Here is a 24,791-nt window from a genome sequence, read left to right as displayed (position 1 = left end):
CTAAGTCACACAGGTTTTTTAATTAATTAAGAATAAAATATGCACCTTAAGCGGCGGCTTTGCACCAGTATGGGGTAAGTGGTTAAAGGGTGAGCGGTTTAAATGCTTGATTTGTGCAAATTGGATGATAATGAGTCTGGAATAAAGGCTTTTGTTAGTAAATAATCTGCACTGCTTTGGTGCAAAGGAATGTATAGGGTTTTTACCTTTTTAAATGTATAGACAAGCTTTAAAGCAATGCGAGCAAAGACTTTCTTTGCTCACTTTTTAAACACCAATAAATTAACGCTATTTATTAATATAGTTTAGTGCTATCGAAAGTTGATTTAAGTGCGCAGTGAGTTTTTCTTGTGCTGCATGGGCTTCTTTAAGTGTAACAAACTTAAAGTGAAGGAAATCACCGGGTTTTAATTGTGCAAAGTGACGAAGATCGGCTTCGATCACGGTACCGAGCAATGGGTAACCACCCGTTGTTTGCGCATCGTTTAATAGCACTATGGGTTCACCATTTGGCGGAAGCTGAATACAGCCAGGAGCGACAGCCATAGAGGGTAATGAAACATCATGGCTGATATCACACTCATCACTTAATAGCCGTGTGCCCATGCGGTTACTATTAGGCGATACATGCCAAGAATGATTTATAAAGTTAACGATGGTGTCTTTTGGTAACAGTGCTGCATGTGGTGCAGCATGAATACGAATTTGTGTACTTTTAGGTGGTAGCATAGCGCCTAAGCCAATTTTGGTATTGTACCTTGGCGTTATATCAAAACTATCGCCAGCCTGTAGTGCTTGACCGGTCAAGCCACCAAAACCTGCTAATATATCTGTTGAGTAAGAATCTAAAATTGGCTCAGGTAAATGCCACTCGCCGCCAATCGCAAGGTAACTTCTAAAACCATGACGCGCCGCATTAAACTTTAATACATCGCCTTTTTTTATGTAAAAGCTCCAGCCTGGTTCAACAGCATTGCCATTCACTGTGGCTTTCATATCTGTGCCGTGCAGTGCAATGTAGTAATCGTTATCGAACTGAATCTCGGCAAGACCCAAAGTGATTTCAATAACGGGGTTGTTGTCGTCGTTGCCAACTAAACGGTTTGTAATAACTTGAGCATAAGGGTCAATGCACCCTGATTGTCCAATGCCTAAATGGCGAGATCCTGTGCGGCCTTGATCTTGTATAGACATTTGCATACCAGGTTTGATGATGGTGATCATTTTAACACCTCCTGAATAACAAACTCTAAAGTATCACCGGGTTCGATAGCACAAGGCGAGGATGCATTGATATCAAATAGACGAAAATCTGTATGACCAATAATTTGCCAGCCTCCAGGGGAGCTTTCAGGGTAAATACCGGTTTGATTGCCGCCAATAGCAACAGATCCTTTTGGAACAGAGAGCCTTGGTTCAGCATGTCGAGGTGTGAAAAGTTGTGGATTTAAACCATCTAAATAAGCAAAACCGGGTTTAAAGCCTAAAAAAAGCACGTGGTATTTGGCACTGCTGTGCATTTGAGCAACATCATCAACAGACAGATTATGATGTTTAGCAACATGTGCTATATCAGGCCCATATTCACCACCATAACGAGTCGCAAGTTTATGATGACGTGAGTTAAAGTCAGTAGCTTTAAGTTCGTGCCATTGTTCAAGTAATCGTGGCAGCCAACCAGCAAGTTGAGCGGGCTCTTTCAGGTAAAGTGTTAAATTATTATTGGCAGGGACTACATCAACAAAGTCATCACTGCTTTGGCAATATTGTGCTAATGCCCATATTTTCTTTTGCGTAGTGAGTATGTCGCTTGCTGTTTCATAGGCATCAAAAAAGATGCTATGCGTAGTGAGCGCCATAATTTTAGGTGTACTTTTGGTCGTCGTCATTGCGTATCAATCTTATTATTATCCCTTAATGCTTATTAGCATATAGGCTGTTTGTTGATGATGTAAATGTGTCTTTAGTGTTAATTAGAAAAACTCAAGACAATCAAGTGGCTATAATTGTTTATAACCACTTGATAAAGTGCAATGTCTAATTACTGTGCGTTATTTAATAACCAATTAGACAGTAAACGTACGCCATAGCCTGTACCGCCTTCAGCTAGTTCATCTTTTGCTTTAGAGTTTAGCGCGTTTGCAATATCAATGTGAACCCAACGTGTGTCACCGGCAAAGTTTTGTAAGAAACTCGCTGCTGTAGTAGCACCTGGGCCATGTGAACCGATGTTTTTAAGATCAGCAATGTCTGACTTTAATGCATCTTCATAACCTATAGGTAAACGCCATAGGTTTTCATTTACTTGCTTACCCGCAATAGTTAGTTGCTCAACAAGAGTATCATCATCAGAGAAAACCGCCGCGTATTCATTACCTACAGCACGAATTTTAGACCCGGTTAGGGTCGCAACATCAACCATAATACTTGGTTTGTATTTGTCACGGGCATACCACATTGCATCACTCAGTACTAAGCGACCTTCAGCATCTGTATTAACAATTTCAACACTTAAACCTTCGGCTGTTCTTACAACATCGCCAGGCGCAACAGCAAATTGCGATACCATATTGGCAGCCATGCCCATTACAGCAACAACGTTTGTGTCGGCTTTAGCAAGTGCCATTGCTTTAACAGTACCCAGTACTGCAGCTGCCCCTGCCATGTCTGATTTCATGCGGGCAATTGACGCGCCTGTTTTAAGGCTGTAGCCACCTGAATCAAAGGTAATACCTTTACCCACTAACGCGATAGGGGGGTTTTTATTACCTTGATAATGAGCAACCACTAAACGTGCACCTTCTTCGCTACCACGACCAACTGCTTCAAGTGCACCCATGCCTAGCTTTTTAATTTGCTTAGGTTCTAAAACTGTAATTTTAACACCTAACTTTTTAAGCTCTTTTGCCGCTTTAGCAAAATCAACCGGTGTCATTTCTGTTGCAACTTCAGACGTTAAGTCACGTGCTAAAAATACACCTTGTTCAATGCTTTGTAGTAATTTATGGGTTTTGACCGCTTGGTCTAAATTTTCAACATCTAATGTGTAGTTAACAACGTGGCTGTCTTGTTCTTTTTTGTATTGCTCAAAACGGTGGTCACGTAAATTTGCGCCATGTGCAAATTCTGCTGCATATTTAGCATTGATTGCGCTGTCTTTAAGCTCTGAAAAATCAAGGCTAACATTTGCTTGTTTAGCCGACTGCAATTTAGCGTGAACGTTACCACCTAGTTTTGCCATTTTTGCTGCATCTAGTTTTGGCTGCTCTCCTAAGCCAACAAGTAAGATGCGTTGATGGTCGCTACCGTTTGGTGCGATAACTTCTAACGTTTTGCCATAACCTGCTTTAAAGTCGCTAAATTCAATGACTTTATTTAGGTGAGTTTGGGTTTCTGGCTTTAAATAATTAAAATTAGCAACTTGGCTATCTGTATCTAAAAATAAAACTAGTGTGTTGTCGTTCGGTTTAATTGATTTTGCAAAAGTGAACTCTGCGGCATTCACTTGCGTAGCAAGTGTTAATCCTAATGCAATAGCAGATAAGCTGTGTGCAATTTTCATTTTTTAATATCCCAATGTTAAAAAGCTGTGTTTTACCGTAAATAAGGTTAAGAGTTAAATTGTTAGCGGTGAATCGCTGTTTGCATGCGTTTAAGTTGAAATTATTAAAACCTATACGCGGTCTGTCTTAAATACAGGCTTTTAAGAGGAAATTAGTATGACAATTAAGTCGATGTTACTGACACTATTCACTTGCAGTGCCATTTTTACCACCAGCCCAATTAAAGCTGAAACAATGCCAGATAACGCAACAGGGCATATTGAAACCATTGTGCTAGGTTCAGGTTGTTTTTGGGGAGCAGAAAAACGTTACGAAGCACTTGATGGCGTGTTGGATGCGGTATCTGGCTATGCCGATGGGCATGGTTTTAAAGCGACCTACAAGAACATAACACGTAGCTCGCGACGCTTTGATAAAAACAATTATGCAGAAGTTGTTAAAGTGACATACAACAGCAACGAGTTAACAACACAATCACTGTTAATGCATTATTTTGAAAATCATGATCCAACCCAGCTAAATCGCCAAGGTAATGATATTGGCACTCAATACCGCTCAACAATTTTGGTAAGTAATAATGAGCAACTCGAGGTTGCTAATACACTTAAAGATGAATACCAAAGTAAATTAACCGCAGCAGGCTACGGCAAGATTGTGACTGTGATAAAACCGCTTGACGCATTTTATGCTGCAGAGGATTATCACCAAGATTATTTAAAGAAAAACCCCAATGGCTATTGCCCTGATCATTCAACGGGCGTTGTATTCACACCAGTAGAAAAACAGCAGGTTGATAACACAGCCTTATTGGCAGGTAAGCAAATTGTAGTGATAGATGCTAAAGGTTATTGCCCATACTGTGAAAAGTTTAAAAAAGAGGTCGCTAATGAGTACATGGGGACAATTCCTATGACTTTCCGACATGCTGATCAACTTGATGGTTTAACGATTAAAACGCCGACTTGGGCAACACCCACGTTATTATTTATAGAAAATGGCGAAGAGGTTTATGGTCGCCAAGGCTATGTCAGTAAAGGTGAGTTTTACAAAGCCTTAGGCGCATTTAAACTAGGTGACAGTGAAGCCTTTAGAGTTGCATTTCATGCCAGAACTGACAGCCCATTTTGTAAGCAGTACGATATCTTTAAAAATACACCCGACGGTATTTTTATTGATAAGCTAAGTGGAGCGCCGCTTTTTGATACCCGAGATAGATTTAACTCAGGCACTGGCTGGCTTTCATTTACACATCCAGTTAAAGACAGTGTAACTATGCATGAAGACAACAGTTATGGCATGCAGCGTATTGAGCTTAAATCAAAAAGCTCTGGTATTCATTTAGGGCATTTGTTCCCTGGTGAAGGGCCAAGAGGTAAAGACAGGTACTGCATTAATGCAACAGTGCTTGATTTTGTGCCAAGAGATGAAACTTAATAAGTTAGAACTTATTTATAGCCAGCTTTCAGAGCTGGCTTTTATATTAAAAGCTACCTCATACAATTCTTTATTAACATAAAGTTTATATTTCAATTAATAACAATAAAATATTATTTTAAATATAGATTTCAATCATACCTTCTTATTTTTATAAGCTATTGACTAGTTAATTTAAACCATAAATTACCAGTTATATGAAAAGTCTGATCGTACCTTATATAAAAACAGTTTAGAATGCGGTATGAATACAATAGTTCATTTCATGGAGGGTAAATGAATAAACAGCAATTAAATGATATTTCGTTACAAAAAATTTGGATTGGTGAGCTTAAGGATATTGATTTTTTAGTTTACGGACACGAATTCACAGTATTTAACGACGTAGAGCACTTTTTTTCCGCTTTTGAAGCTCAATCTCATTTTCCACTTATTGTTTTTGCTGACGACATTGTAAACCAAGGCGAAGCGCTCAAGAAAATCCGTAAGCACGAACTGTTATGGCAAAGCTGTATTTTGGTAAATACGCCTTGTTATTTATCAGAAGCTCTTGCAAATGGTCTTTTTAATAAACAAAGTGATGATTTTTATAACTCCGTAATAACGCGCGCAACTAGTTTAAATCTAAGTCTTAATTTAGTCGACTCAGCTTTAACTAAGCTTTTGTCTTTTATGTGGATTTATAAAGATAATAGCTTGTTACCTGTTCATGATTTAAGCATTAATAGTGTTTATTATTATCCGCTTTTAGAGTGTTTCGGGGTTAACACTAAAGATGCGATGTCATGGTTGTCGAGTATCCATAGAAGAAAACTCTTACAGACAGATAAGTTAATCGACCGTGTTCGCTACTGTAGACACTGCCAATCAGGGCACTTAAATTATGTTGATTCATGCCCAAGTTGTCAAAGTATTGATATTGCCAGTGTATCTAGTTTGCACTGTTTTAACTGTGGTCATGTAAATGGCGAATCTAAATTTAAAGAGGGTATCGGGCTAAGCTGCCCTAATTGCCATACAAAATTGAGACACATTGGCGTTGACTATGATCGCCCAATAGAAAACCAGAAATGTAACCAATGCCATACTAGCTTTGTAGATGCTGACGTTATTGCTAAATGCTTCCACTGTCAGACCAGTAATCAAGTTGATGAGTTAATAGTACAGAACATTCATAGTTACAACATATCAATGGAAGGTAAAAGTTTAATTAGACTTGGTGAGCGTTTTGACAATTTTAATTTAACCAGCACTGACTCTATTAACTATTCACATTTCGAATGGGTGGTTAAGTGGCAAAACCAACTTGCCGTAAGGCACCAGCAAACACACTCAATAGTTAAGATAGAGTTAAAAAACCTCGCGCAATTTATTGCAGAAAATGGTGAAGCACGTGCTATTCAATTAATAGACGAATTTGAGAGCAGAATTAACGAGAGTATCAGGACCACGGATATTTGCTGTTTAGCAGGAGAGCATACATTACTTTTAATGTTACCTAATACAACAATTGAACATTTATCCTTTGTTTATCAAAAATTAAAAGGGATTTCTTTACTCAATAAAAATAGCGACTTCTCACTTTCGATTAAAGGCATTCCACTTCCATCAAAAGAAATGCCAGATGAAATAGGTGTTTGGCTTGAGCAACAATTTGCAGCTCAGCAGGAGAGTGTTTTATGAGTACGCTAAGCACTTTAATACATATTACTGAACAAATTATTTTTTATGTACAAAGTAATATATTAGTTCTAGTGAAATTTATTCCTTTATACCTTATCTATGAGTTGCCGCTATTTTTAATAATCACGTTTGGCATAATTAAATGGACTAGAGAAAAGACACGTATAAACAATACTAAATTATTTTATTTACCAAAAGTTAGCTGTGTTATTACTTGTTATGCAGAAGGGGATGCAGTTAAAGAAACCATTCACTCACTCGTTGAACAAACTTACCCAGGTAAAATTGAAATTATTGCTGTAATAGATGGTGCTGTTCAAAATAACCACACTTACCATGTAGCTAAAGAATGTAAGCAGTTATTTAAACGCAAAAATCGTAAGATTGTTTTATTGCCAAAATGGCAGCGGGGAGGGCGAGTTTCAACTTTAAACGCAGGCTTATCCTATGCTAAAGGTGAAATTATCGTCAATGTTGATGCGGATACTTCATTTGACAATGATATGATGGCAAATTTAGTCAGGTTATTTGAAGACCCTAATGTACCTGCTGTGGGAGGTGCTTTAAGAGTTCGTAATGTGAATAAAACTTTATGGACTAGAATGCAAGCAATCGAATACTTAATATCGATGCAGGGTGGTAAAACTGGCTTAGCTCAATGTAATTTAATTAACAACATTTCAGGTGCATTTGGTGCATTTAGACGTGATTTCTTAAAACAAATAGGAGGTTGGGATACTCATACTGCAGAAGACTTAGATCTAACAGTTCGTATCAAACAGTATTTTAAACGCTACCCTAATTTAAAAATACCTTACGCGACTGCGTCGATTGCACATACAGACGCACCTCAATCATTTAAAGAGCTTGTCTTGCAAAGATTACGTTGGGACGGGGACTTGCTGTTTTTATATTTGCGTAAACATTGGCCAGCTTTTTCACCTCAGCTTTTAGGCTGGAAGAATTTTTTGTTTACACTTTTTTATGGTTACTTGCAAAACGTTATGTTGCCATTTGTCATTTTTGTGTATTTTGTTGGGGTTGCTATTATTTATCCTTGGCAATTCTCACTAGCATTAATATTCGTCATTTATGCCTTATACCTTCTAACTATCGGCTATTTTTATTTGTTAGTTTTAGTTAGTGTTTCAGAAAGGCCTAAGCAAGATTTTACACTATTCCTCTGGCTACCTCTCTATCCCATCTATGCATTTATAATGCGCCTAGTATGTTGCTTTGCGCTGGTTAATGAAGTATTCCGGCGGTCGCATGAAGAGTCTAGTATGGCACCTTGGTGGGTGCTTAAACGTGGTCAAAAATTTTAGATTAAGGGAAGAATATGAAATTGCATTTTAATAGCACTGCAAAGGTCAACAATCCGAACGAAGAAAAAGGAATTAAAGTTCCATATGCTGGAGCAAAAAGAACATCACATAAATTACGCTGGTATTTTTTAATTCTGATTGCATTGAGCCCTATTTGTATTGTCGCATGGATTTATTTAGTGCCACAACTTAAGGTTGAAGCTGTTGGTATCATTACGACTGAACCGCTTCTGATTAAAGCTCCAAGTAAAGGAACTATTGAATTTGTTGACGTTAACCTTGGTGATTCTGTGATGAAAGATGAAATATTGCTCACATTATATAACCCTGAATTGACAGGGCAGTATCAAGAAGTTGACCGACAAATATTAAATCTAACTCAACAACAGATACCATTTAGCAAAACAATTATGACGCAGCTAGAACAAAGAAAGCGAGTCGCAAAAGAAGGCGTTGAAAGGCAGCAAGAATTGCTTAATACGTATAAAGATTATAAAAGCCGCGGAATAGTCCCCGTTTCTGATTTAGCAAGCGCAATAGCTGCTTTTAACAGTGCTCAATTAAGTTACGAACAGACAAAGGTTGATATCTTGCGTGAAAAAGAGCGGCAAGAAATGGAACGCTTGTATGGATTAAAGGGGCAACGCTATCAAGATCTTTCAATTGAATTTGCAAAGTTGTCTGCACTGCAACAAAACCTTGTTGTTAAAACTCCGTTTTCGGGAAATATTAACGATATCTTTGTGCAAGATGGTCAGTTTGTAGATCAAAACTCACCATTATTTTCAGTTGATACCGGCAGAGAACTAAGAGTTCATGCTTATCTTGCACCAAAATTTTTGGAGTATTCAAAAATAGGTCAAAAAGCGACTGTAAAACTTCCAAATGGTAAAAAATTTGATGCTGTAATTAATGAATATACAGAGCTTACAAGTAAGATACCCCCGCAGCTTTCAGGTCCATTCGAAGGCGAAAAAGCCGCTTTAAAACTTATTTTGCAAGTAGATATTCCAGCAGAATACCATATAGAAGGATTACCTGTAGAAATTCAATTTGATCGCATCACAATGAAGGGGATGTCAGATTTATTTGCCAAACATTAAATAAAAAAAGCCCGGTCAGAACACACAAGAACCGGGCTTTCGACAACAATTTGGTTGGGGGAACTGTTACAGCGCTAGGTTATGTTTTGCGCGACTTAAGTTGTGATTAACAAGTTCATTTTTTGAAATTTGCACCGCTTCATAAAAGTCAGAAAGTGCAGCAGTATCTTTTTCAGACATGATGCGGGCAACACCACGGTTACTAAGTGCAAACGAAGTTAATTCGCGGCGTTTGTAACCAGGTACCTTACTTGTACTTAGAAGAGAAATTGCTTGTGTACACAGGCTTTCCGCTTCTGAAAAATTCTTTTCTTTAACGCTTAATGCACAGCGGTTGAAGGCAGTTTCGTATTGGCTAGTTGCATTATCGTTCGTTTGAGCTTGCTCAATAACCATCAGTTTATAATCAGCTTGTTTGGCTACTGCCATCGCTGAGCAAGTTAATAAAGAGCTAAGTGCAATAGTGGTTACAAGTGTTTTTAACATGATAGTTTTCCTCTGAATAAGTTGGTGTTTCTTGCCAACGAGTGAACTTTAAAATATTCCCAAAAGCTAAACAAACGATTAAATTAAAACTGATAGATGAAGAAATTTAATCTATAGAGTAATTACTCAGGATTCGGAATTTTACTGTGATGTAGAGGAGATGAAGTTGTTGTATTCCTGTATTGAAAGTTACAAATTAGCTGAGTTGAGTGCTGATAAATTTGATATCGTTATTTTTTGTAGGAAAGTTATTTTGGACTGCTGATTGTGGGCTTCAGATTTATTTAGGTTTAAGGGACGCGGCCGTCCAGTTAGAACAGTATCAATCGGTAAGTAACTTTGTTAAAAATAATCTTTTAAGCATTGCTCTGACTAATGGTTATAAATGCTCAAAACGTGTGTTAAAAACTCTTGGTGGTTCATGAAGCTAATCATATCGCTTGTTAGGAAAGCTATAAATTCCAAATTTAAAGTATTAGGCTTTAAAATCATACAGGATATAAAAACTGATGATTTTATTAATATTTTATTGTTTTGTCAGAAAAATGGCTGGGTCAAAACTTATGAATACGGTGATTTTGATGCATGGATTGATTACGGTAAGGTTAAGCTAGTAAAAGAAAATCGTGTACTTAATTTTGAGTGGGATTGTTGGTTTGAAGGTGAAATATCAGGCAAAGCCGATGATATTGTTTTCATAGCTAAAAAATTTGGTTTAATACCCAGAGATAAACCGACTTGGATTGAAGTTAAATAAAAAGCTCTTTTCTAAAGAGCGACAAGATTACAAAATTTGAACTCTGTTCACTTTGCACTAATTTTAACCTAACGTTAAAGCTAATTAAGTTGGCGAAACAACTCAAGGATAGACATGGATAAGTTTTGTTGGGAAATTACTGTTCAAGATCTTAATGAACATGCTGTTTGGCTTTTTAAGTATTGTAAGGATGATTCTGTTGATGAAACGATTGTAACACCAGCATCTGAAGCTGATACATTAAACCCTAATAATCAGCTACTTGTAAAGTCCCTGTTTACTGATGCTATTGGCAATAAATTCTTGGGTTACATTAATATTGGCTTAGCTGGAATTGAGTATACGCAACCATGTATGTTTGTTGATGATGAACCCGTTAGCTTTTGGTTTGGCATCTCAACCCCCAATACAATTGAATTACCAAAACTAAACTTTCCAATTCAGGCTGTTTCAGAGCCTATGTATGGCCTGCCTTCTCAAGTCGAGATTATTAACGGTTATATTTCCTCGAGTTATGGGTACGTACACAATAGATTTTAACCTAACAAATAATTCTGACTATAGTTATGCAAATATTCTCTAAATTTCTTCTACTCTCTATCTTCATATTTGGTGTGCTTTCATTTAATGCGCTTGCTAATAAGCAGTCAGCTGATTTTGAAGTCATTAATCTCGCTGATGATTTTTATACTTTATATCAGTCAAGCAAGACGTTGACTGCAGAAAATAGAGCAGAGCAGTTTTCTCAACATTTCACCTCTCAATTTGCGCCTTTTTATAGTGATAAAAGCTTTGTTAAAGCTATTGAGGGTTTCAGTGGAATAGAAGAAGTATATTTTTCAAAAAATAGACGTTTATCTAAAGAATTAAACAGCAGTATGGAATCATTTATTGCTACTTTCCCTGATTTCAAACCTGAAACCCCCATTTACATACTTCACTCATTAGGAAGGTTCAATGGGGCAACGCGAGTGTTAAATGGTAAGACTTACTTAATGTTTGGTGTAGACCTTATGGCCAAATATCATACCTGGAAAAACGATACGCCATTCTTTCATCACGAGTTATTTCACGTTTATCATGAAAAGTTATTTCAATGTAAGGATGAGCTATGGTGCTCTATTTGGACTGAGGGATTAGCTACTTACGTTTCACATAAATTAACTCCGTCAGCCAGTGATGATGAATTAATGCTAAACATACCTAGCAATTTGGTGAAAAAGATTCGCTCAAGGCAGCTCGATTCTTTCGTTGACCTTAAGAAAAAGTTTTACTCAAAAAAAACTGAAATATATTCTTCATTTTTCAACTTCGCAAAGGACGAGACAAAGCTGCCATACCGAAGAGGTTATTACCTAGGTTATATTTTAGCTAAAGAAATTGGCAAGAATTACAGCTTAGAGCAATTGGCTAAAATGGATAAAAAGACAGTAGAGAGCCTATTGCTAAAAGAACTTGATTTATTGATAAAAGCGGAAGACTAAAAAACGAAACAGCTAAACGACAAAACCCAGCCTAAGCTGGGTTTTGAGACAACACAATTCTGTGAGAACTTATAACGCTAAGTTCTTTTTCGCACGTGTTAAGTTGTGCTCTACTAGCTCGTTACCTGAAATTTGTACTGCTTCGTAAAAGTCAGACAATGCAGCAGTGTCGTTTTCAGACATGATTCGAGCTACACCGCGATTGCTTAATGCAAATGAGGTTAATTCACGACGTTTATAAGCAGGTACCTTGCTCTTGCTAAGCAAGCTGATTGCTTTAGAGCAAAGTGTTTCAGCTTCTGTAAAATTCTTTGCTTGAACACTTAACGCACATTGGTTAAATGCTAGTTCGTATTGGCGGTTTGTATCTACTGTTGCTTGTGTAGATTGGTCAATAACCATTAATTTGTAGTCACTTTGATCAGCCACTGCCATAGCTGAACAAGTTAATAATGAGCTAACTGCAACGCGTTTCATAAGTGTACTAAACATAATCATTTCCTCTATTTGAGTCGGTATCAATCGCCGACAAATGAACTTTAATTGAACACTACAAATTCAACAAACGATAAAAAATGACCTAATAGATGAAGAAATTTAACCTATAGACTTTAGTCTAATGTAATGAATTACTCTTAAAGCCGTCAGCCGTCAGCCGTCAGCCGTCAGCCGTCAGCCGTCAGCCGTCTGATCTGACTCCGATTGATCTGACCCCGATAAAGTAGACACAGGGTTTAAATAGGTAATGTTTACGATAAAGAACAATAAAGGAGTTGAGTACGCAAAACAAACAAATTGTTGTTAATTAAAAATAAAATCGGTACTTTATGATGGTATGTGTAGTTGATGACTTAATTTATTCAGAATAAGCGTATAACCATGAAACTGATATTTGCGTTGTTACTTTTAGGGCCTGTTATTGCCAATGCAGCTGAAGATAAAGTGACTGTTTATCTAAATTTTGAGCAAGCTTATTTGAGCAACGATGTATCTTTGTTTGCGCCATTATTAAGTAAAAACTATACGATTAAACAAACATTGCATATTCCTGGGCTAGGGTCAGATACTGTGCCTGTTACTAAAGCACAGTTACTTGAAGGCATGAAGCAAAATCCAAAGCCTAGTTCATTACCGCGTTCAAAAGCTGAATCAGTCAAAGTAGAAACAATTTCATCAAATCAATTCTGTGCAAATTCACAAACTCTCGATCAAGTCGTCGTGGCTGGTAAAAACTACGAAGAGAAGGAACTAAGAAAAGCGTGTTTTAAACACGAAAATAACAGCTATGAAGCTATATCACATACCATTGATGTGTATTATCGAGAGCTTTGATAGAGATAATTAACATTCTGAAGTTTCCGTGTATCAAATAAACGTACTAACTGATATTAATTACGGACAAACCCTATAAATGAGATAAGGAAATAAATATGAAAAAACAGTTAGGTTTAGTAGCTGGAGTATTTTTAGCATCAACAAGTTGTTTCGCAGCTGATAGCTTTCAAGTTGAAACATCTGTTTATAAAGCGAATGAGCTACTAGCATCGCCAGTAATGCTGGTGGAAGAAAAACAACCTGCGACCATCTCTATAGGTGAGGGGTTTAGCTATGAAGTTACAGTGATACCACAAAAAGAGAATACGGCGGCTATAGAAACATCTATCACACTCGCTGGCAGCTATTTTACACCTTCTTTTGTTGTGGAATATGGTAAACAAGCGTCTTTCGAAATTGGTGAAAACAAAGTGAGTATTTTAGTAACCAAGTCGAAAAGTTAAATTAGCAATAAAAGACCCTCAACAAAATTGAGGGTCTTAAATCTATTATTTTAGATGTTTGAAAGTATCAAGCATCCATTTTATAAATAGCTCTAATTGTGCATTAGTTTCACTAGGATCGTGTTGCACTAAGTAATATTTATCTTTCGTTTTTAATGGCATATCGGTGAAATTAAATAACCATTGTTCATCAAACCAAGTCTGACTGATAGGCAAGGGGATTAGGGCAATACCCATACCCTGTTGTGCCGCACGTGCCACACCAAACATACTATCAACCTGAATAATTTGTTTTGGTGCAAAGTCATCAATACCAGCATGCTCTGCCCATTGGTGCCAAGCCCAAGGACGTGCTTTATGAAGTATAAGAGGAACTTCATTTAAAGCCTGAAACGGGTTTTCTTGCCATGCTTGCCAGTTTTCTTTATTGCAAGCTGGTGTATACGATAGCGAAAATAGCTCATGTACAACGCCTTCGTGCGGTTTAGATGAAGACAATACAATCGACAAATCGCTTTGCTTAGTCAGCTCTTTACGCGTTTTTAAGGTATTAAGCTGTAAGTTTGTATTTGGGTGCTCACTGGTCCATTCGCTCAGTTTTGGCATTAAAAGCTCACTGGCGAAAAACTCAGGTAGTGTAATACTGATCGTTACGTTTTCTTGTAACTGACTAAACTCATTAATGGTTTTTTCTAGCGCTTTAATAAGCGGTGATACAGAGTCATAAAAATTCTTACCAGCCGCTGTTAGGCGAATTGAACGGGTTTGACGTTCAAATAGTTCAATACCCAATTGTTCTTCTAATTGTTTGATCTGATGGCTTACGGCAGACGGTGTAAGGTAAAGCTGGTTTGCTGCATCTTTAAAGCTAAGGGTGCGAGCAGCAAAACAAAATGAGCGTAGGCCACGAATAGGTGTTTGCATAGTTAATTTCAGTAAGTCTCAATAGCGCTTGTTAGTTAATTAACTGCTAAGCAATTATTATCCCAAAATGTAAAAAAATAGAGAGTAAAGAATGAATATAGCTAACTCTTGCCATATTGTATAAAAAACAGCCTTTAATCGCTCGTTTAATCTATGTTTAGGCAAATGTTTAGTAAAAAAGTGATCTTAGCAGTTTTAGCTATTTCGTCATAGTCTCAGTATTAGATACTGCCAATTCACTAAAGCAGGGCATTTTATACTATTTATGTGACAAAATGGTGCGGCGAAAGGCTGACTTTAGATAAAAAAAATCCCTCTTGCGAGGGATTTTGGGTAACTCAGCGCCATTGGCACTGGGAATGAGGTCGGTACATGGGATGTGAGTGGTTTAAAAAACCATCTCTGGAACATCACCTTCAACAAGCAATTTGCCTGCCGTTTTGCTAATAATTTCATCTACCGACACGCCTGGAGCGCGTTCGATTAGATGAAATGCGCCGTCTTTAACTTCTAGTACGGCTAAATCAGTTACGATTTTCTTTACACAGTTAACCCCAGTTAGCGGTAAAGTGCAACTTTCTAATAACTTAGAGTCGCCATGCTTGCTTGCATGAGTCATCGTAACAATAATATTCTTCGCGCCAGCAACGAGGTCCATCGCGCCACCCATGCCTTTAATTAGCTTTTTTGGGATCATCCACGATGCGATGTTACCGTTCTGGTCAACTTCAAATGCACCTAATACTGTTAAGTCTACATGACCACCCCGTATCATGGCAAAACTATCTGCACTATTAAATATTGCTGCACCTGTGGCTGCTGTCACGGTTTCTTTACCCGCGTTGATCATATCTGCATCAACTTGGTCTTTGGTTGGGTACGCACCCATGCCTAATAAGCCATTTTCAGACTGCAACATAACTTCGATACCGTCAGGTACATAGTTAGCAACCAGAGTAGGGATACCAATACCTAGGTTTACGTAATAGCCATCTTGTAGTTCTTGTGCAACACGCATTGCAACTTGTTCACGTGATAATGCCATTTTATTGCTCCTTAATCGCGAGTTGTTACACGTTCAATGCGTTTTTCAAAGTCGCCTTTGATCACGCGATTAACATAAATACCTGGGGTATGAATTTGGCTTGGCTCAAGTTCACCTGGCTCAACAATCTCTTCAACTTCAGCAACGGTAATTTTACCTGCTGTCGCGGCCATCGGATTGAAGTTCATAGCTGTGTGGCGAAATACAAGATTACCGTAGCGGTCGGCTTTCCATGCTTTAACAATGGCAAACTCACCTGTAATTGACTCTTCTAAGATATATGGGCGACCATCAAATTCTTTAACTTCTTTGCCTTCGGCAACCGGAGTGCCGTAACCTGTAGCAGTATAAAAAGCAGGAATACCAGCACCACCGGCGCGCATCTTCTCAGCGAGTGTACCTTGTGGTGTTAAAACAACATCAATTTCGCCATCGAGTAGTTGTTTTTCGAAAAGCGCATTTTCACCCACATAAGAAGCGATGATTTTTTTAATTTGCTTATCGTGAAGTAAAATACCTAAGCCGAAATCATCAACACCGCAGTTGTTTGAAACAACGGTTAGATTTTTAGTCTGTTTACGCTTAATTTCACTGATAAGTCCCTCAGGAATACCACACAAGCCAAAGCCACCAGCGATAATAGTATCGCCATCTTTTAAACCTTCCATTGCAGCTTCATAACTTGAAACCACTTTATCGAAACCGGCCATGAGCCTACTCCTTAATTATTCTGAGTGTTCTTTAGAGCAAGTGATACCTTGCTGACAGGTTGTTTATTTAATGCACTGCAAATAGCACAACCAGCTTTCGCCAGTCTTTCTAAATCAATTCCATGCTCTATGCCAAGTCCTTGCAGTAAGTAAACTACATCTTCAGTGGCAACATTTCCTGACGCACCTTTGGCATAAGGGCAGCCACCAAGGCCTGCAACAGCACTATCAACCGTTGCTATACCGCGGCTCAGAGCGGTGTAAATATTTGTGAGCGCTTGTCCGTATGTGTCGTGAAAATGTACAGCGAGTTTAGATTTATCAATATGTTGCAAGAGTAAATCTAATAACTCATCGACTTTTCTCGCTGTACCTACACCTATGGTGTCGCCTAGGCTAATTTCGTAGCAACCAAGCTCTAATAATCTCTCTGATACCTTTAATACATGATTGTAGTCGACATCACCTTGATATGGACAACCCATGACGCAGCTAACATAACCTCTAACACGAATGTTATTCGCCTTGGCAAAAGCCATGACATCTTTAAAGCGGTCAATACTTTCATCAATAGAGCAGTTAATATTCTTTTGACAAAACGCTTCACTTGCTGCTGTAAAGATTGCAAATTCTTGTATGCCGACTTGTTTTGCTGCCTCTGCACCCCGTAAATTCGGGGTGAGGGCACTTAAGTTAACATTAGGCAAATTTAACGCGCTAATTACATCGCTTGAGTCAGCCATTTGTGGCACCCATTTAGGTGACACAAAGGCGCCTGCTTCAATATCTTTAAGCCCAGCATCTGCAAGGGCGTTGATAAGAGCGACTTTATCTTGGGTATTAACGGTAGCTTCATTTTGCAAACCGTCTCTGGCGCCAACTTCTACAATGCGAACAAAATCAGGAAACTGTGCCATTACGCCTCCGGCTCTTCAACAATCGCGAGCATATCACCATGACTCACCAGTTCACCTTCAGCAAAGCAATAGCTGGTTAATACACCATCATGCGGGGCATTAAGCGTGTATTCCATTTTCATCGCTTCGATGATGACAACAGCGTCACCTTTAGCGACAGTACTACCCACTTCAACTAAATGTTTAACAACAGTACCATTGAGTGGTGCAGCAAGTGGCAACGCATCACTTTCGTGTTCACTAATATAGTGTTTATCAATCAGCTCTAGCACCGTTTGCTGTGCTTTGTACATCACTGTGATGTGAGAGTCTGTTTGATTGATATGAGCCACGATTTTTTCGCCATTAACAACTAAGTTTGCAAGGCCATTTTCAACCTTACCCGAGGTTGTATAGTCAACGCCATCTAATCTAATTTCAAAGCCATCTGAGGTCTTAACCGCATGAATGTTAAAATCTACAAACGGAATAGTTGTCTTAGCGTCACTGTTTAGCATAAAGCCTGTTAATTGTTGCCATGGGCTGCTGCTTTCACCTTTTAGTTGATGTGCATACGCATAGGCTGCCACAACGGTCGCAATAACAGACTGTTGCTCGTTTTTAGCAACAAGGCGCTCACCTTGGTCTTCAATAAAGTGCGTATCGGGTGCACCTGCTTGAAAAGTAGGGTGGTTAGCAAGGTTATGTAAGAAATTAACGTTACAGCTAAAACCTGCTAGGTGGAATTGCTCTAGTGCTTTTGATAAACGCCCAAGCGCTGCCTCACGGTTATCGTCATGCACAATTAATTTAGCAATCATAGGATCGTAGAACGGGCTAATTTCATCACCCGCTGCAATCCCTGTATCTATACGTACAAATTCAGATTCGTTAGGTGTGAATAGGGCGTCAATGTGGCCAGAACACGGAATAAAGTCATTACTTGGATCTTCTGCATAAATACGCGCTTCAAAGCTGTGACCTTGTAGCTGAATATCGGCTTGGCTAAGAGGTAATGCTTCACCTGCAGCAATATTGATTTGCCAATTCACCAAATCAACACCGGTTACCATTTCTGTTACTGGGTGCTCTACTTGTAAACGGGTGTTCATCTCCATGAAGAAGAATTCATCACCGCATAATAAAAACTCAACAGTACCTGCTCCGCGATAGTTAATCGCTTGGGCACAACGTACCGCCGCTTCACCCATTTCTTTACGAAGCGCATCAGATAAACCCGGAGCTGGAGCTTCTTCAATTACTTTTTGGTGACGACGCTGTAATGAGCAGTCACGGTCGCCTAAGTACACACAGTTACCATGACTATCGGCAAAAACTTGTACTTCAACATGGCGCGGTTTGGTGACATAGCGCTCTAACAGTACTAAATCGTTACCAAAGCCGGCTTTTGCTTCACGTTTTGCGCCTTCAAGTGCACCGATAAAGTCTTTTGCGTGTTCAACAACTCGCATGCCTTTACCACCGCCACCAAAGGCCGCTTTAATCAGTACCGGATAACCAATTTTTTCAGCTTCAGCTTGTAGGAAATCTGTATCTTGATTGTCACCATAGTAGCCTGGCACTAATGGTACATTTGCTTGGTGCATAATTTCTTTAGCGCGGGTTTTTGAACCCATGGCTTCAATACTTGATGCTGGCGGGCCAATAAAGGCGATATCATTTTTCTCACACGCGAGTGCAAAGTCACAGTTCTCAGATAAAAAACCATAACCCGGGTGAATACAATCAACACCTGCTTGTTTAGCTACATCGATGATTTTGTCTGCTACTAAGTACGAATCTTTACTTGGCGCAGGGCCAATGTGATACGCCTCATCAGCAAGCTTTACGTGCTGAGCATGTTTATCAGCATCTGAGTACACTGCAACCGTAGTTAAGCCCATTTGCTTTGCTGTACGCATAACTCGGCAGGCAATTTCACCACGGTTGGCAACGAGAATTTTTTTCAATGATTTTGTTGTCATAATGGTTCCTATTTCTGCCAGTTAGCGGCACGTTTTTCAAAAAATGCAGTCAGGCCTTCTTGGCCTTCTTCAGATACACGTATGCGTGCAATGCGCTCAGCGGTTAGCTCAATCAGTGCATCATCTATTACGTTGCCAGCGACATCATTGATTAGCTGTTTTGCTGCTTTAACAGCAACAGGACCATTGTTGATAAGGTTTTGTAAGTGTTTGTCGAGTGCTGTTTGTAAATCGCCAGTGATCTGGTGAATTAAACCCAGTTGCTTGGCTGTATGTGCGTCAAAAATCTCAGCCGTTAAAAAGTAACGACGTGCAGCGCGTTCACCAATAGCTTTAATGACATAAGGGCTGATAACCGCAGGAATAAGACCAAGCTTTACTTCACTTAAGCAAAATTGCGCATCGTCTTGGCAAATCGCGATATCACAACACGCAATCAAGCCTAACGCACCGCCAAATGCAGCACCTTGTACGGCACAAATTGTTGGATGTGGGCTTGTAGCAAGGACTTTCATAAGCTTTGCTAGCTGCATAGAGTCCGCTAAGTTTTCTGCAAAGTCATTGCCAGCCATCGACTTCATCCAGTTTAAATCAGCGCCTGCAGAAAAGTGCTTACCTTCGGTTCTTAAAACCAGTGCGCGCACATCACAACTGTTTGCGTGTTCAATTAAACGGATCAGTTCACTAATGACTTCTTCGTTAAATGCATTGTGTTTGTCAGGGCGACTTAGTACCAGTACAGCCACATTTGATTTTGTTATTTCGAGTGTTACTGACATAAGGCCTCCATTACATTCTAAATACGCCGAACTGCGAATCGCGCTCTGGTGCATTTTTAGCTGCACTTAAGGCAAGCCCTAATACATTGCGAGTATCAGCAGGATCGATAATGCCATCATCCCAAAGGCGGGCACTGGCGTAATATGGATGACCTTGTTTTTCGTATTGCTCGATAATTGGCTTTTTAAACTCACTGACTTGCTCATCAGTCATGCTTTCGCCTTTACGGGCTAAACCGTCTTGTTTAACTTGTGCAAGAACGCCTGCTGCTTGTTCACCACCCATTACAGAGATACGGGCGTTTGGCCACATCCACATTATGGTAGGTTCAAACGCGCGGCCACACATACCATAGTTACCTGCACCATACGATCCACCAATTAAAACGGTGAATTTTGGCACATCAGCACATGACACAGCAGTTACCATTTTTGCACCATGTTTGGCGATCCCTTCGGCTTCGTACTTTTTACCAACCATAAAGCCAGTAATGTTTTGTAAAAACACCAAAGGAATTTTGCGTTGTGCACATAGCTGTATAAAGTGCGCGCCTTTTTGCGCTGATTCACTGAATAAAATGCCGTTGTTGGCAACAATACCGACAGGGTGACCAAAGATTTTTGCAAAGCCGGTTACTAAGGTTTCGCCAAAGTAGCGTTTAAATTCATCAAATGATGAATCATCAACAACACGGGCAATTACTTCGCGTACATCAAATGGCTTTTTAAGGTCAGTACCCACAATACCGTAAATTTCGTTAATGTCGTAACGCGGTGGTTTGACATCATCAAGTAACGGTGCAGTAGGGCGCTGATAATTAATTCGTTCAATACATTGGCGCGCGATAGAAAGTGCGTGGGCATCGTTTTCAGCATAGTGATCGGCAACACCTGATGTTTTACAGTGAACATCAGCACCACCGAGCTCTTCAGCACTCACTTCTTCACCTGTAGCCGCTTTAACCAGTGGCGGGCCTGCTAAGAAAATTGTGCCTTGCTCTTTTACGATAATACTTTCATCAGCCATCGCTGGTACATAAGCACCACCTGCAGTACATAACCCCATTACGACAGCAATTTGCGGAATGCCTTTACCAGACATACGTGCCTGATTATAGAAAATACGGCCAAAGTGTAATTTATCTGGAAATACATCATCTTGTTCAGGCAGGTTTGCACCGCCTGAATCAACTAAATAAATACACGGTAAATGACAACGCTCTGCGATATCTTGGGCACGTAGATGTTTTTTCACTGTTAGTGGAAAGTATGTACCGCCTTTTACGGTTGCATCATTGGCGATGATCATACATTCAACGCCTTTCACACGACCAATACCAGCAACAACACCGGCACAAGGAATCGCTTGTTCATACACGCCAAAGGCAGCAAATTGAGAAATCTCTAAAAATGGCGAGCCTTCATCAAGTAGCGTTTCAATACGGTCACGAACAAACAACTTACCGCGGCCTTGGTGGCGCTCAATTAGTGCAGGGCCACCACCTAAACGGATATCAGCGACTTTTTCACGTAAATCACTTACGAGCGCTGCCATGTTGTCGTGATTTTGCAAAAATTGCGGATCGTGTGGATTTACACTCGATTTTAAAATCGTCATAACAAGGTCCTATCGGCTTTCAGTGAATAATTCGCGACCAATTAGCATGCGGCGGATTTCTGAAGTACCTGCGCCAATTTCATATAGTTTTGCATCACGTAATAAACGACCTGTCGCGTATTCGTTGATATAACCATTACCACCTAAGATTTGGATAGCATCAAGGGCCATTTTAGTCGCCAGCTCTGCAGCATATAAAATCGCACCAGCAGCATCTTTACGTGTTGTTTCGCCGCGATCACATGCACGAGCTACCGTGTAAACGTATGATCGAGCAGCATTCATTTGCGTGTACATATCAGCGATTTTGCCTTGAATAAGTTGGAACTGACCAATTGGGCTATCAAACTGTTTACGCTCATGAATATAAGGAACCACAATGTCCATACATGCTTGCATAATGCCAAGCGGGCCTGCGGCCAAAACAACACGCTCATAATCAAGGCCACTCATAAGTACTTTTACGCCTTCGTTTAAGTTACCTAGAATGTTTTCTGCTGGTACTTCGCAGTTCTCGAACACTAATTCACAGGTGTTAGAGCCACGCATACCAAGTTTGTCTAGCTTCTGCGCAGTAGAAAATCCTGGTGTGTCACGTTCAACGATGAACGCTGTAATGCCCTTAGGGCCGGCATTTAAATCTGTTTTTGCATAGATAACAAAGGTATCGGCATCTGGACCATTAGTGATCCACATCTTGTTACCGTTAAGTACAAACACATCGCCTTTTTTCTCAGCTTTTAATTTCATTGATACAACATCAGAACCCGCATTTGGCTCACTCATCGCAAGGGCACCAATGTGCTCACCGCTGATAAGCTTAGGCAGGTATTTTTCTTTTTGAGCCTGAGACCCATTACGGTTAATTTGGTTAACACATAAATTTGAATGAGCACCATAACTTAAACCAATCGATGCACTTGCACGGCTAATTTCTTCCATTGCAATAACATGTTCAAGGTAGCCAAGGCCAGCACCGCCAAATTCTTCAGGTACTGTCATACCTAATAAACCCATTTCGCCAAGCTGTGGCCAAAGTTGATTAGGGAAGGCATTGTCTACATCTGTTTGTTCTGCAAGTGGGGCAATTTCTTGGCTAGCAAAGCTATTAACATGATCGCGGATCATGTCTGATGTTTCGCCAAGTCCGAAGTTCATTTCTTTATAAAGTGAAATAGTGCTCATAATGTGTGTTCCTGTGAGAGTCTGTTGACGAGATTGTTGTCAGGTTATTCGTCTAAATTATTAAGGGTTTCACGACAGCGGCGTTCTGCTGTAACTAATTCCATCAGTACAACTTTAATGTCGTCCATCTGTTGGCTTAGGTCTGCTTTTTTCTCTGCGATAAGGTCAAGCATAGTCACTAGCTGCTTGGCGCTTGATTTATCTGCGTCGTACAGTTCAAACAAACGGCCCGTTTCAGCCAAGGTAAAACCTAAGCGTTTACCGCGTAGAATAAGTTTTAGTCTTACTTTGTCGCGTTTTGAATAAATACGGGTTTGACCATTGCGATCAGGTGAGATCAGGCCTTGGTCTTCATAAAAGCGGATAGAGCGGGTGGTAATATCAAATTCTTTTGCTAGTTCGCTGATACTAAACGTTTGCTCATTGCTAGCAGGTTCAACTGCCGCGCTTTCAAAGTTTGTTTGATTGTCTTGTTTCATGATTTATTTACCTCATTCGAATAACACCAATATAAGTGAAGTTTACGTAAAGGTAAAGGGTGATTTGGGAGTTATACTTTAGACTTATAAAGATAACTGGTTGGATTTGTTGAAAAGCTTTATTTATCTAGCCTTGTAAGCAGATGTTCGATTTTAAATACAACAAAATACAGATAAGTTTACAGTTTTACCGGCCGCAAAAATGTTGATTTTAGATTTACGTTGGCGTAAACGTAAATATTATGTATGCTGAATTAAATCGAAATTAGACTATAACAAATTAACTGTTTGGTTACACATGATTTGAACACATGATGATAACCACTTACATGGAGCCAATTATGACTACTGAAGCCGTTGTTATTGTTGCCGCAAAACGTACCCCGATGGGTGGTTTTATGGGCGCACTAAGTGGTGCACACGCAACTGATTTAGGTGCTACAGCTATTAAAAGTAGCTTAGAGCAAGCCGGTTTATCTGCCGATAAGATTGACGAAGTGATCATGGGCTGTGTATTACCAGCTGGTCTTGGTCAAGCACCTGCTCGCCAAGCAATGTTAAAAGCGGGCCTTAATCAAGGTACTGGCGCAACAACAATCAACAAAGTTTGTGGCTCAGGCTTAAAAGCTGCAATGTTTGCCCATGACTTAATTAAATCAGGGTCTATCAACTCAGCGGTTGCTGGTGGTATGGAAAGCATGAGTAATGCCCCTTATATGTTACCAAATGCACGTTCAGGTATGCGTATGGGTCATGGCGAAGTAAAAGATCACATGATGTGTGATGGCCTTGAAGATGCTTACGACAACAAAGCAATGGGTTGTTTTGCACAAGACACTGCCGATCAGTATTCAATTGGTCGTGAACAAATGGATAACTTTGCACTTAGCTCACTGACTAAAGCAAACAGCGCGATTGAAACAGGCGCATTTGCAAACGAGATTGCAGCGCACACTATTTCTACACGTAAAGGTGATGTGACAGTTGCGATTGATGAGCAACCAGGCAATGCACGTCCTGATAAAATCCCAGGTTTACGTCCTGCATTCAAAAAAGACGGCACGATTACAGCTGCAAACTCGTCATCAATTTCTGATGGTGCAGCAGCGCTTGTGTTAATGCGTGAATCAGATGCTAAAGCACAAGGTTTAACGCCACTGTGTCGTATCGTTGCTCACAGCACACATTCTCAGGCTCCAAGCGAATTTACTTTAGCACCAGTTGGCGCGATGCAATCGCTTTTAGAAAAAGCCGGTTGGTCTGTTAATGATGTAGATTTATGGGAAATCAACGAAGCGTTTGCGATGGTGACTATGCTTGCAATTAACGAGTTAAAACTTGATGAAAGCAAAGTTAACGTCAATGGCGGTGCCTGTGCACTTGGTCACCCAATTGGTGCAAGCGGCGCGCGTATCTTAGTTACCTTAATTCATGCATTAAAGAATCGTGGTCTTAGCAAAGGTGTTGCCTCACTGTGTATCGGTGGTGGTGAAGCTGTTGCTATGGCAATCGAAGCTATTTAATCGCTTTAGAATTTTAATCTCTCACAGCCGCAAC

At 39.7% G+C, this 24,791-nt stretch carries 24 protein-coding genes; 10 read left to right on the top strand and 14 right to left on the bottom strand.

The annotated features are described in order from the left end of the window. Positions 1 to 288: 288 nt before the first annotated feature. The 3 genes from L1266_RS01575 to L1266_RS01565 form a co-directional block, all read right to left on the bottom strand. Positions 289 to 1,224 carry a biotin-dependent carboxyltransferase family protein gene (locus L1266_RS01575; RefSeq protein WP_235376670.1) on the bottom strand — a complete coding sequence of 312 codons (936 nt, stop codon included), beginning with the start codon at positions 1,222 to 1,224 and terminating at the stop codon, positions 289 to 291. Further along, positions 1,221 to 1,889 (bottom strand): 5-oxoprolinase subunit PxpB, encoded by a 669-nt coding sequence (gene pxpB / locus L1266_RS01570; protein WP_235376669.1) that lies wholly within the window; start codon positions 1,887 to 1,889, stop codon positions 1,221 to 1,223. Before pxpB ends, L1266_RS01575 begins: the two co-directional genes overlap by 4 nt. Before the next feature lie 152 nt (positions 1,890 to 2,041). Further along, complete coding sequence (locus tag L1266_RS01565; RefSeq protein ID WP_235376668.1) at positions 2,042 to 3,562, bottom strand: leucyl aminopeptidase; 1,521 nt, start codon at positions 3,560 to 3,562, stop codon at positions 2,042 to 2,044. 157 nt (positions 3,563 to 3,719) lie between these two features. Here L1266_RS01565 and msrA point away from each other — a divergent pair, with 157 nt between their 5' ends. From msrA to L1266_RS01545, 4 genes are all read left to right on the top strand, one after another. Then, entirely contained in the window at positions 3,720 to 4,997 is a 1,278-nt protein-coding gene (gene msrA / locus L1266_RS01560) for a peptide-methionine (S)-S-oxide reductase MsrA (protein WP_235376667.1), read from the top strand. 276 nt (positions 4,998 to 5,273) lie between these two features. Then, positions 5,274 to 6,680, top strand: coding sequence for a hypothetical protein (locus L1266_RS01555; protein ID WP_166340193.1), 1,407 nt, complete (start codon positions 5,274 to 5,276; stop codon positions 6,678 to 6,680). Beyond that, a complete protein-coding gene (locus L1266_RS01550; protein WP_235376666.1) occupies positions 6,677 to 8,005 on the top strand; it encodes a glycosyltransferase family 2 protein in 1,329 nt (442 codons plus the stop codon). The genes L1266_RS01555 and L1266_RS01550 overlap by 4 nt, the downstream gene beginning before the upstream one ends. Positions 8,006 to 8,019: 14 nt before the next feature. Beyond that, the gene (locus L1266_RS01545) at positions 8,020 to 9,108 is read left to right on the top strand and encodes an HlyD family secretion protein (RefSeq protein ID WP_054553787.1); all 1,089 of its coding nucleotides are present in this window, start codon (positions 8,020 to 8,022) and stop codon (positions 9,106 to 9,108) included. Between the two features lie 66 nt (positions 9,109 to 9,174). Here the strand turns inward: L1266_RS01545 and L1266_RS01540 are convergent, their stop codons facing one another. Continuing rightward, complete coding sequence (locus tag L1266_RS01540; protein WP_235376665.1) at positions 9,175 to 9,594, bottom strand: hypothetical protein; 420 nt, start codon at positions 9,592 to 9,594, stop codon at positions 9,175 to 9,177. A 421-nt stretch (positions 9,595 to 10,015) separates the two neighbouring features. Between L1266_RS01540 and L1266_RS01535 the strand changes: the two genes are divergently transcribed. From L1266_RS01535 to L1266_RS01525, 3 genes are all read left to right on the top strand, one after another. Further along, positions 10,016 to 10,351 carry a hypothetical protein gene (locus L1266_RS01535; RefSeq protein ID WP_235376664.1) on the top strand — a complete coding sequence of 112 codons (336 nt, stop codon included), beginning with the start codon at positions 10,016 to 10,018 and terminating at the stop codon, positions 10,349 to 10,351. A gap of 114 nt (positions 10,352 to 10,465) precedes the next feature. After that, positions 10,466 to 10,891, top strand: a complete 426-nt coding sequence (locus L1266_RS01530; RefSeq protein ID WP_199529647.1) for a hypothetical protein — start codon at positions 10,466 to 10,468, stop codon at positions 10,889 to 10,891. 26 nt (positions 10,892 to 10,917) lie between these two features. Continuing rightward, on the top strand, positions 10,918 to 11,835 hold the full coding sequence (locus L1266_RS01525; RefSeq protein WP_235376663.1) for a DUF5700 domain-containing putative Zn-dependent protease: 918 nt from the start codon (positions 10,918 to 10,920) through the stop codon (positions 11,833 to 11,835). A 69-nt stretch (positions 11,836 to 11,904) separates the two neighbouring features. On the opposite strand, the gene L1266_RS01520 is transcribed toward L1266_RS01525, so the two are convergent. Continuing rightward, positions 11,905 to 12,327 carry a hypothetical protein gene (locus L1266_RS01520; RefSeq protein ID WP_235376662.1) on the bottom strand — a complete coding sequence of 141 codons (423 nt, stop codon included), beginning with the start codon at positions 12,325 to 12,327 and terminating at the stop codon, positions 11,905 to 11,907. Between the two features lie 387 nt (positions 12,328 to 12,714). Between L1266_RS01520 and L1266_RS01515 the strand changes: the two genes are divergently transcribed. After that, complete coding sequence (locus tag L1266_RS01515) at positions 12,715 to 13,167, top strand: hypothetical protein (protein WP_235376660.1); 453 nt, start codon at positions 12,715 to 12,717, stop codon at positions 13,165 to 13,167. Between the two features lie 98 nt (positions 13,168 to 13,265). Beyond that, a complete protein-coding gene (locus L1266_RS01510) occupies positions 13,266 to 13,613 on the top strand; it encodes a hypothetical protein (protein ID WP_166340177.1) in 348 nt (115 codons plus the stop codon). A gap of 45 nt (positions 13,614 to 13,658) precedes the next feature. On the opposite strand, the gene L1266_RS01505 is transcribed toward L1266_RS01510, so the two are convergent. The 9 genes from L1266_RS01505 to L1266_RS01465 form a co-directional block, all read right to left on the bottom strand. Continuing rightward, positions 13,659 to 14,537, bottom strand: coding sequence for a LysR family transcriptional regulator (locus tag L1266_RS01505; protein ID WP_054553795.1), 879 nt, complete (start codon positions 14,535 to 14,537; stop codon positions 13,659 to 13,661). A 388-nt stretch (positions 14,538 to 14,925) separates the two neighbouring features. Next, the gene (locus L1266_RS01500; protein ID WP_054553796.1) at positions 14,926 to 15,582 is read right to left on the bottom strand and encodes a 3-oxoacid CoA-transferase subunit B; all 657 of its coding nucleotides are present in this window, start codon (positions 15,580 to 15,582) and stop codon (positions 14,926 to 14,928) included. Positions 15,583 to 15,593: 11 nt separating this feature from the next. Continuing rightward, positions 15,594 to 16,292, bottom strand: coding sequence for a CoA transferase subunit A (locus tag L1266_RS01495; RefSeq protein ID WP_055197201.1), 699 nt, complete (start codon positions 16,290 to 16,292; stop codon positions 15,594 to 15,596). An 11-nt stretch (positions 16,293 to 16,303) separates the two neighbouring features. Then, positions 16,304 to 17,209: a hydroxymethylglutaryl-CoA lyase gene (locus tag L1266_RS01490; RefSeq protein WP_235376659.1), complete on the bottom strand. Its 906-nt coding sequence runs from the start codon at positions 17,207 to 17,209 to the stop codon at positions 16,304 to 16,306. Further along, positions 17,209 to 19,173 carry an acetyl/propionyl/methylcrotonyl-CoA carboxylase subunit alpha gene (locus L1266_RS01485; protein ID WP_235376658.1) on the bottom strand — a complete coding sequence of 655 codons (1,965 nt, stop codon included), beginning with the start codon at positions 19,171 to 19,173 and terminating at the stop codon, positions 17,209 to 17,211. Before L1266_RS01485 ends, L1266_RS01490 begins: the two co-directional genes overlap by 1 nt. 8 nt (positions 19,174 to 19,181) lie before the next feature. Then, a complete protein-coding gene (locus L1266_RS01480) occupies positions 19,182 to 19,952 on the bottom strand; it encodes an enoyl-CoA hydratase/isomerase family protein (RefSeq protein WP_235376657.1) in 771 nt (256 codons plus the stop codon). A 10-nt stretch (positions 19,953 to 19,962) separates the two neighbouring features. Beyond that, entirely contained in the window at positions 19,963 to 21,570 is a 1,608-nt protein-coding gene (locus tag L1266_RS01475; protein WP_235376656.1) for a carboxyl transferase domain-containing protein, read from the bottom strand. Between the two features lie 9 nt (positions 21,571 to 21,579). After that, on the bottom strand, positions 21,580 to 22,755 hold the full coding sequence (locus L1266_RS01470; RefSeq protein ID WP_235376655.1) for an isovaleryl-CoA dehydrogenase: 1,176 nt from the start codon (positions 22,753 to 22,755) through the stop codon (positions 21,580 to 21,582). Between the two features lie 44 nt (positions 22,756 to 22,799). After that, positions 22,800 to 23,234 (bottom strand): MerR family transcriptional regulator, encoded by a 435-nt coding sequence (locus tag L1266_RS01465; RefSeq protein ID WP_054553803.1) that lies wholly within the window; start codon positions 23,232 to 23,234, stop codon positions 22,800 to 22,802. Positions 23,235 to 23,575: 341 nt separating this feature from the next. On the opposite strand from L1266_RS01465, the gene L1266_RS01460 reads away from it, so the two are divergent. Then, positions 23,576 to 24,757, top strand: coding sequence for a thiolase family protein (locus L1266_RS01460; RefSeq protein WP_175078340.1), 1,182 nt, complete (start codon positions 23,576 to 23,578; stop codon positions 24,755 to 24,757). The last annotated feature ends 34 nt before the right edge of the window (positions 24,758 to 24,791 follow it).

The sequence above is a fragment of the Pseudoalteromonas sp. Cn5-37 genome (assembly GCF_021532495.1).
Classification (GTDB): domain Bacteria; phylum Pseudomonadota; class Gammaproteobacteria; order Enterobacterales; family Alteromonadaceae; genus Pseudoalteromonas; species Pseudoalteromonas simplex.
This window is presented reverse-complemented; position numbering and strand designations above follow the sequence as displayed.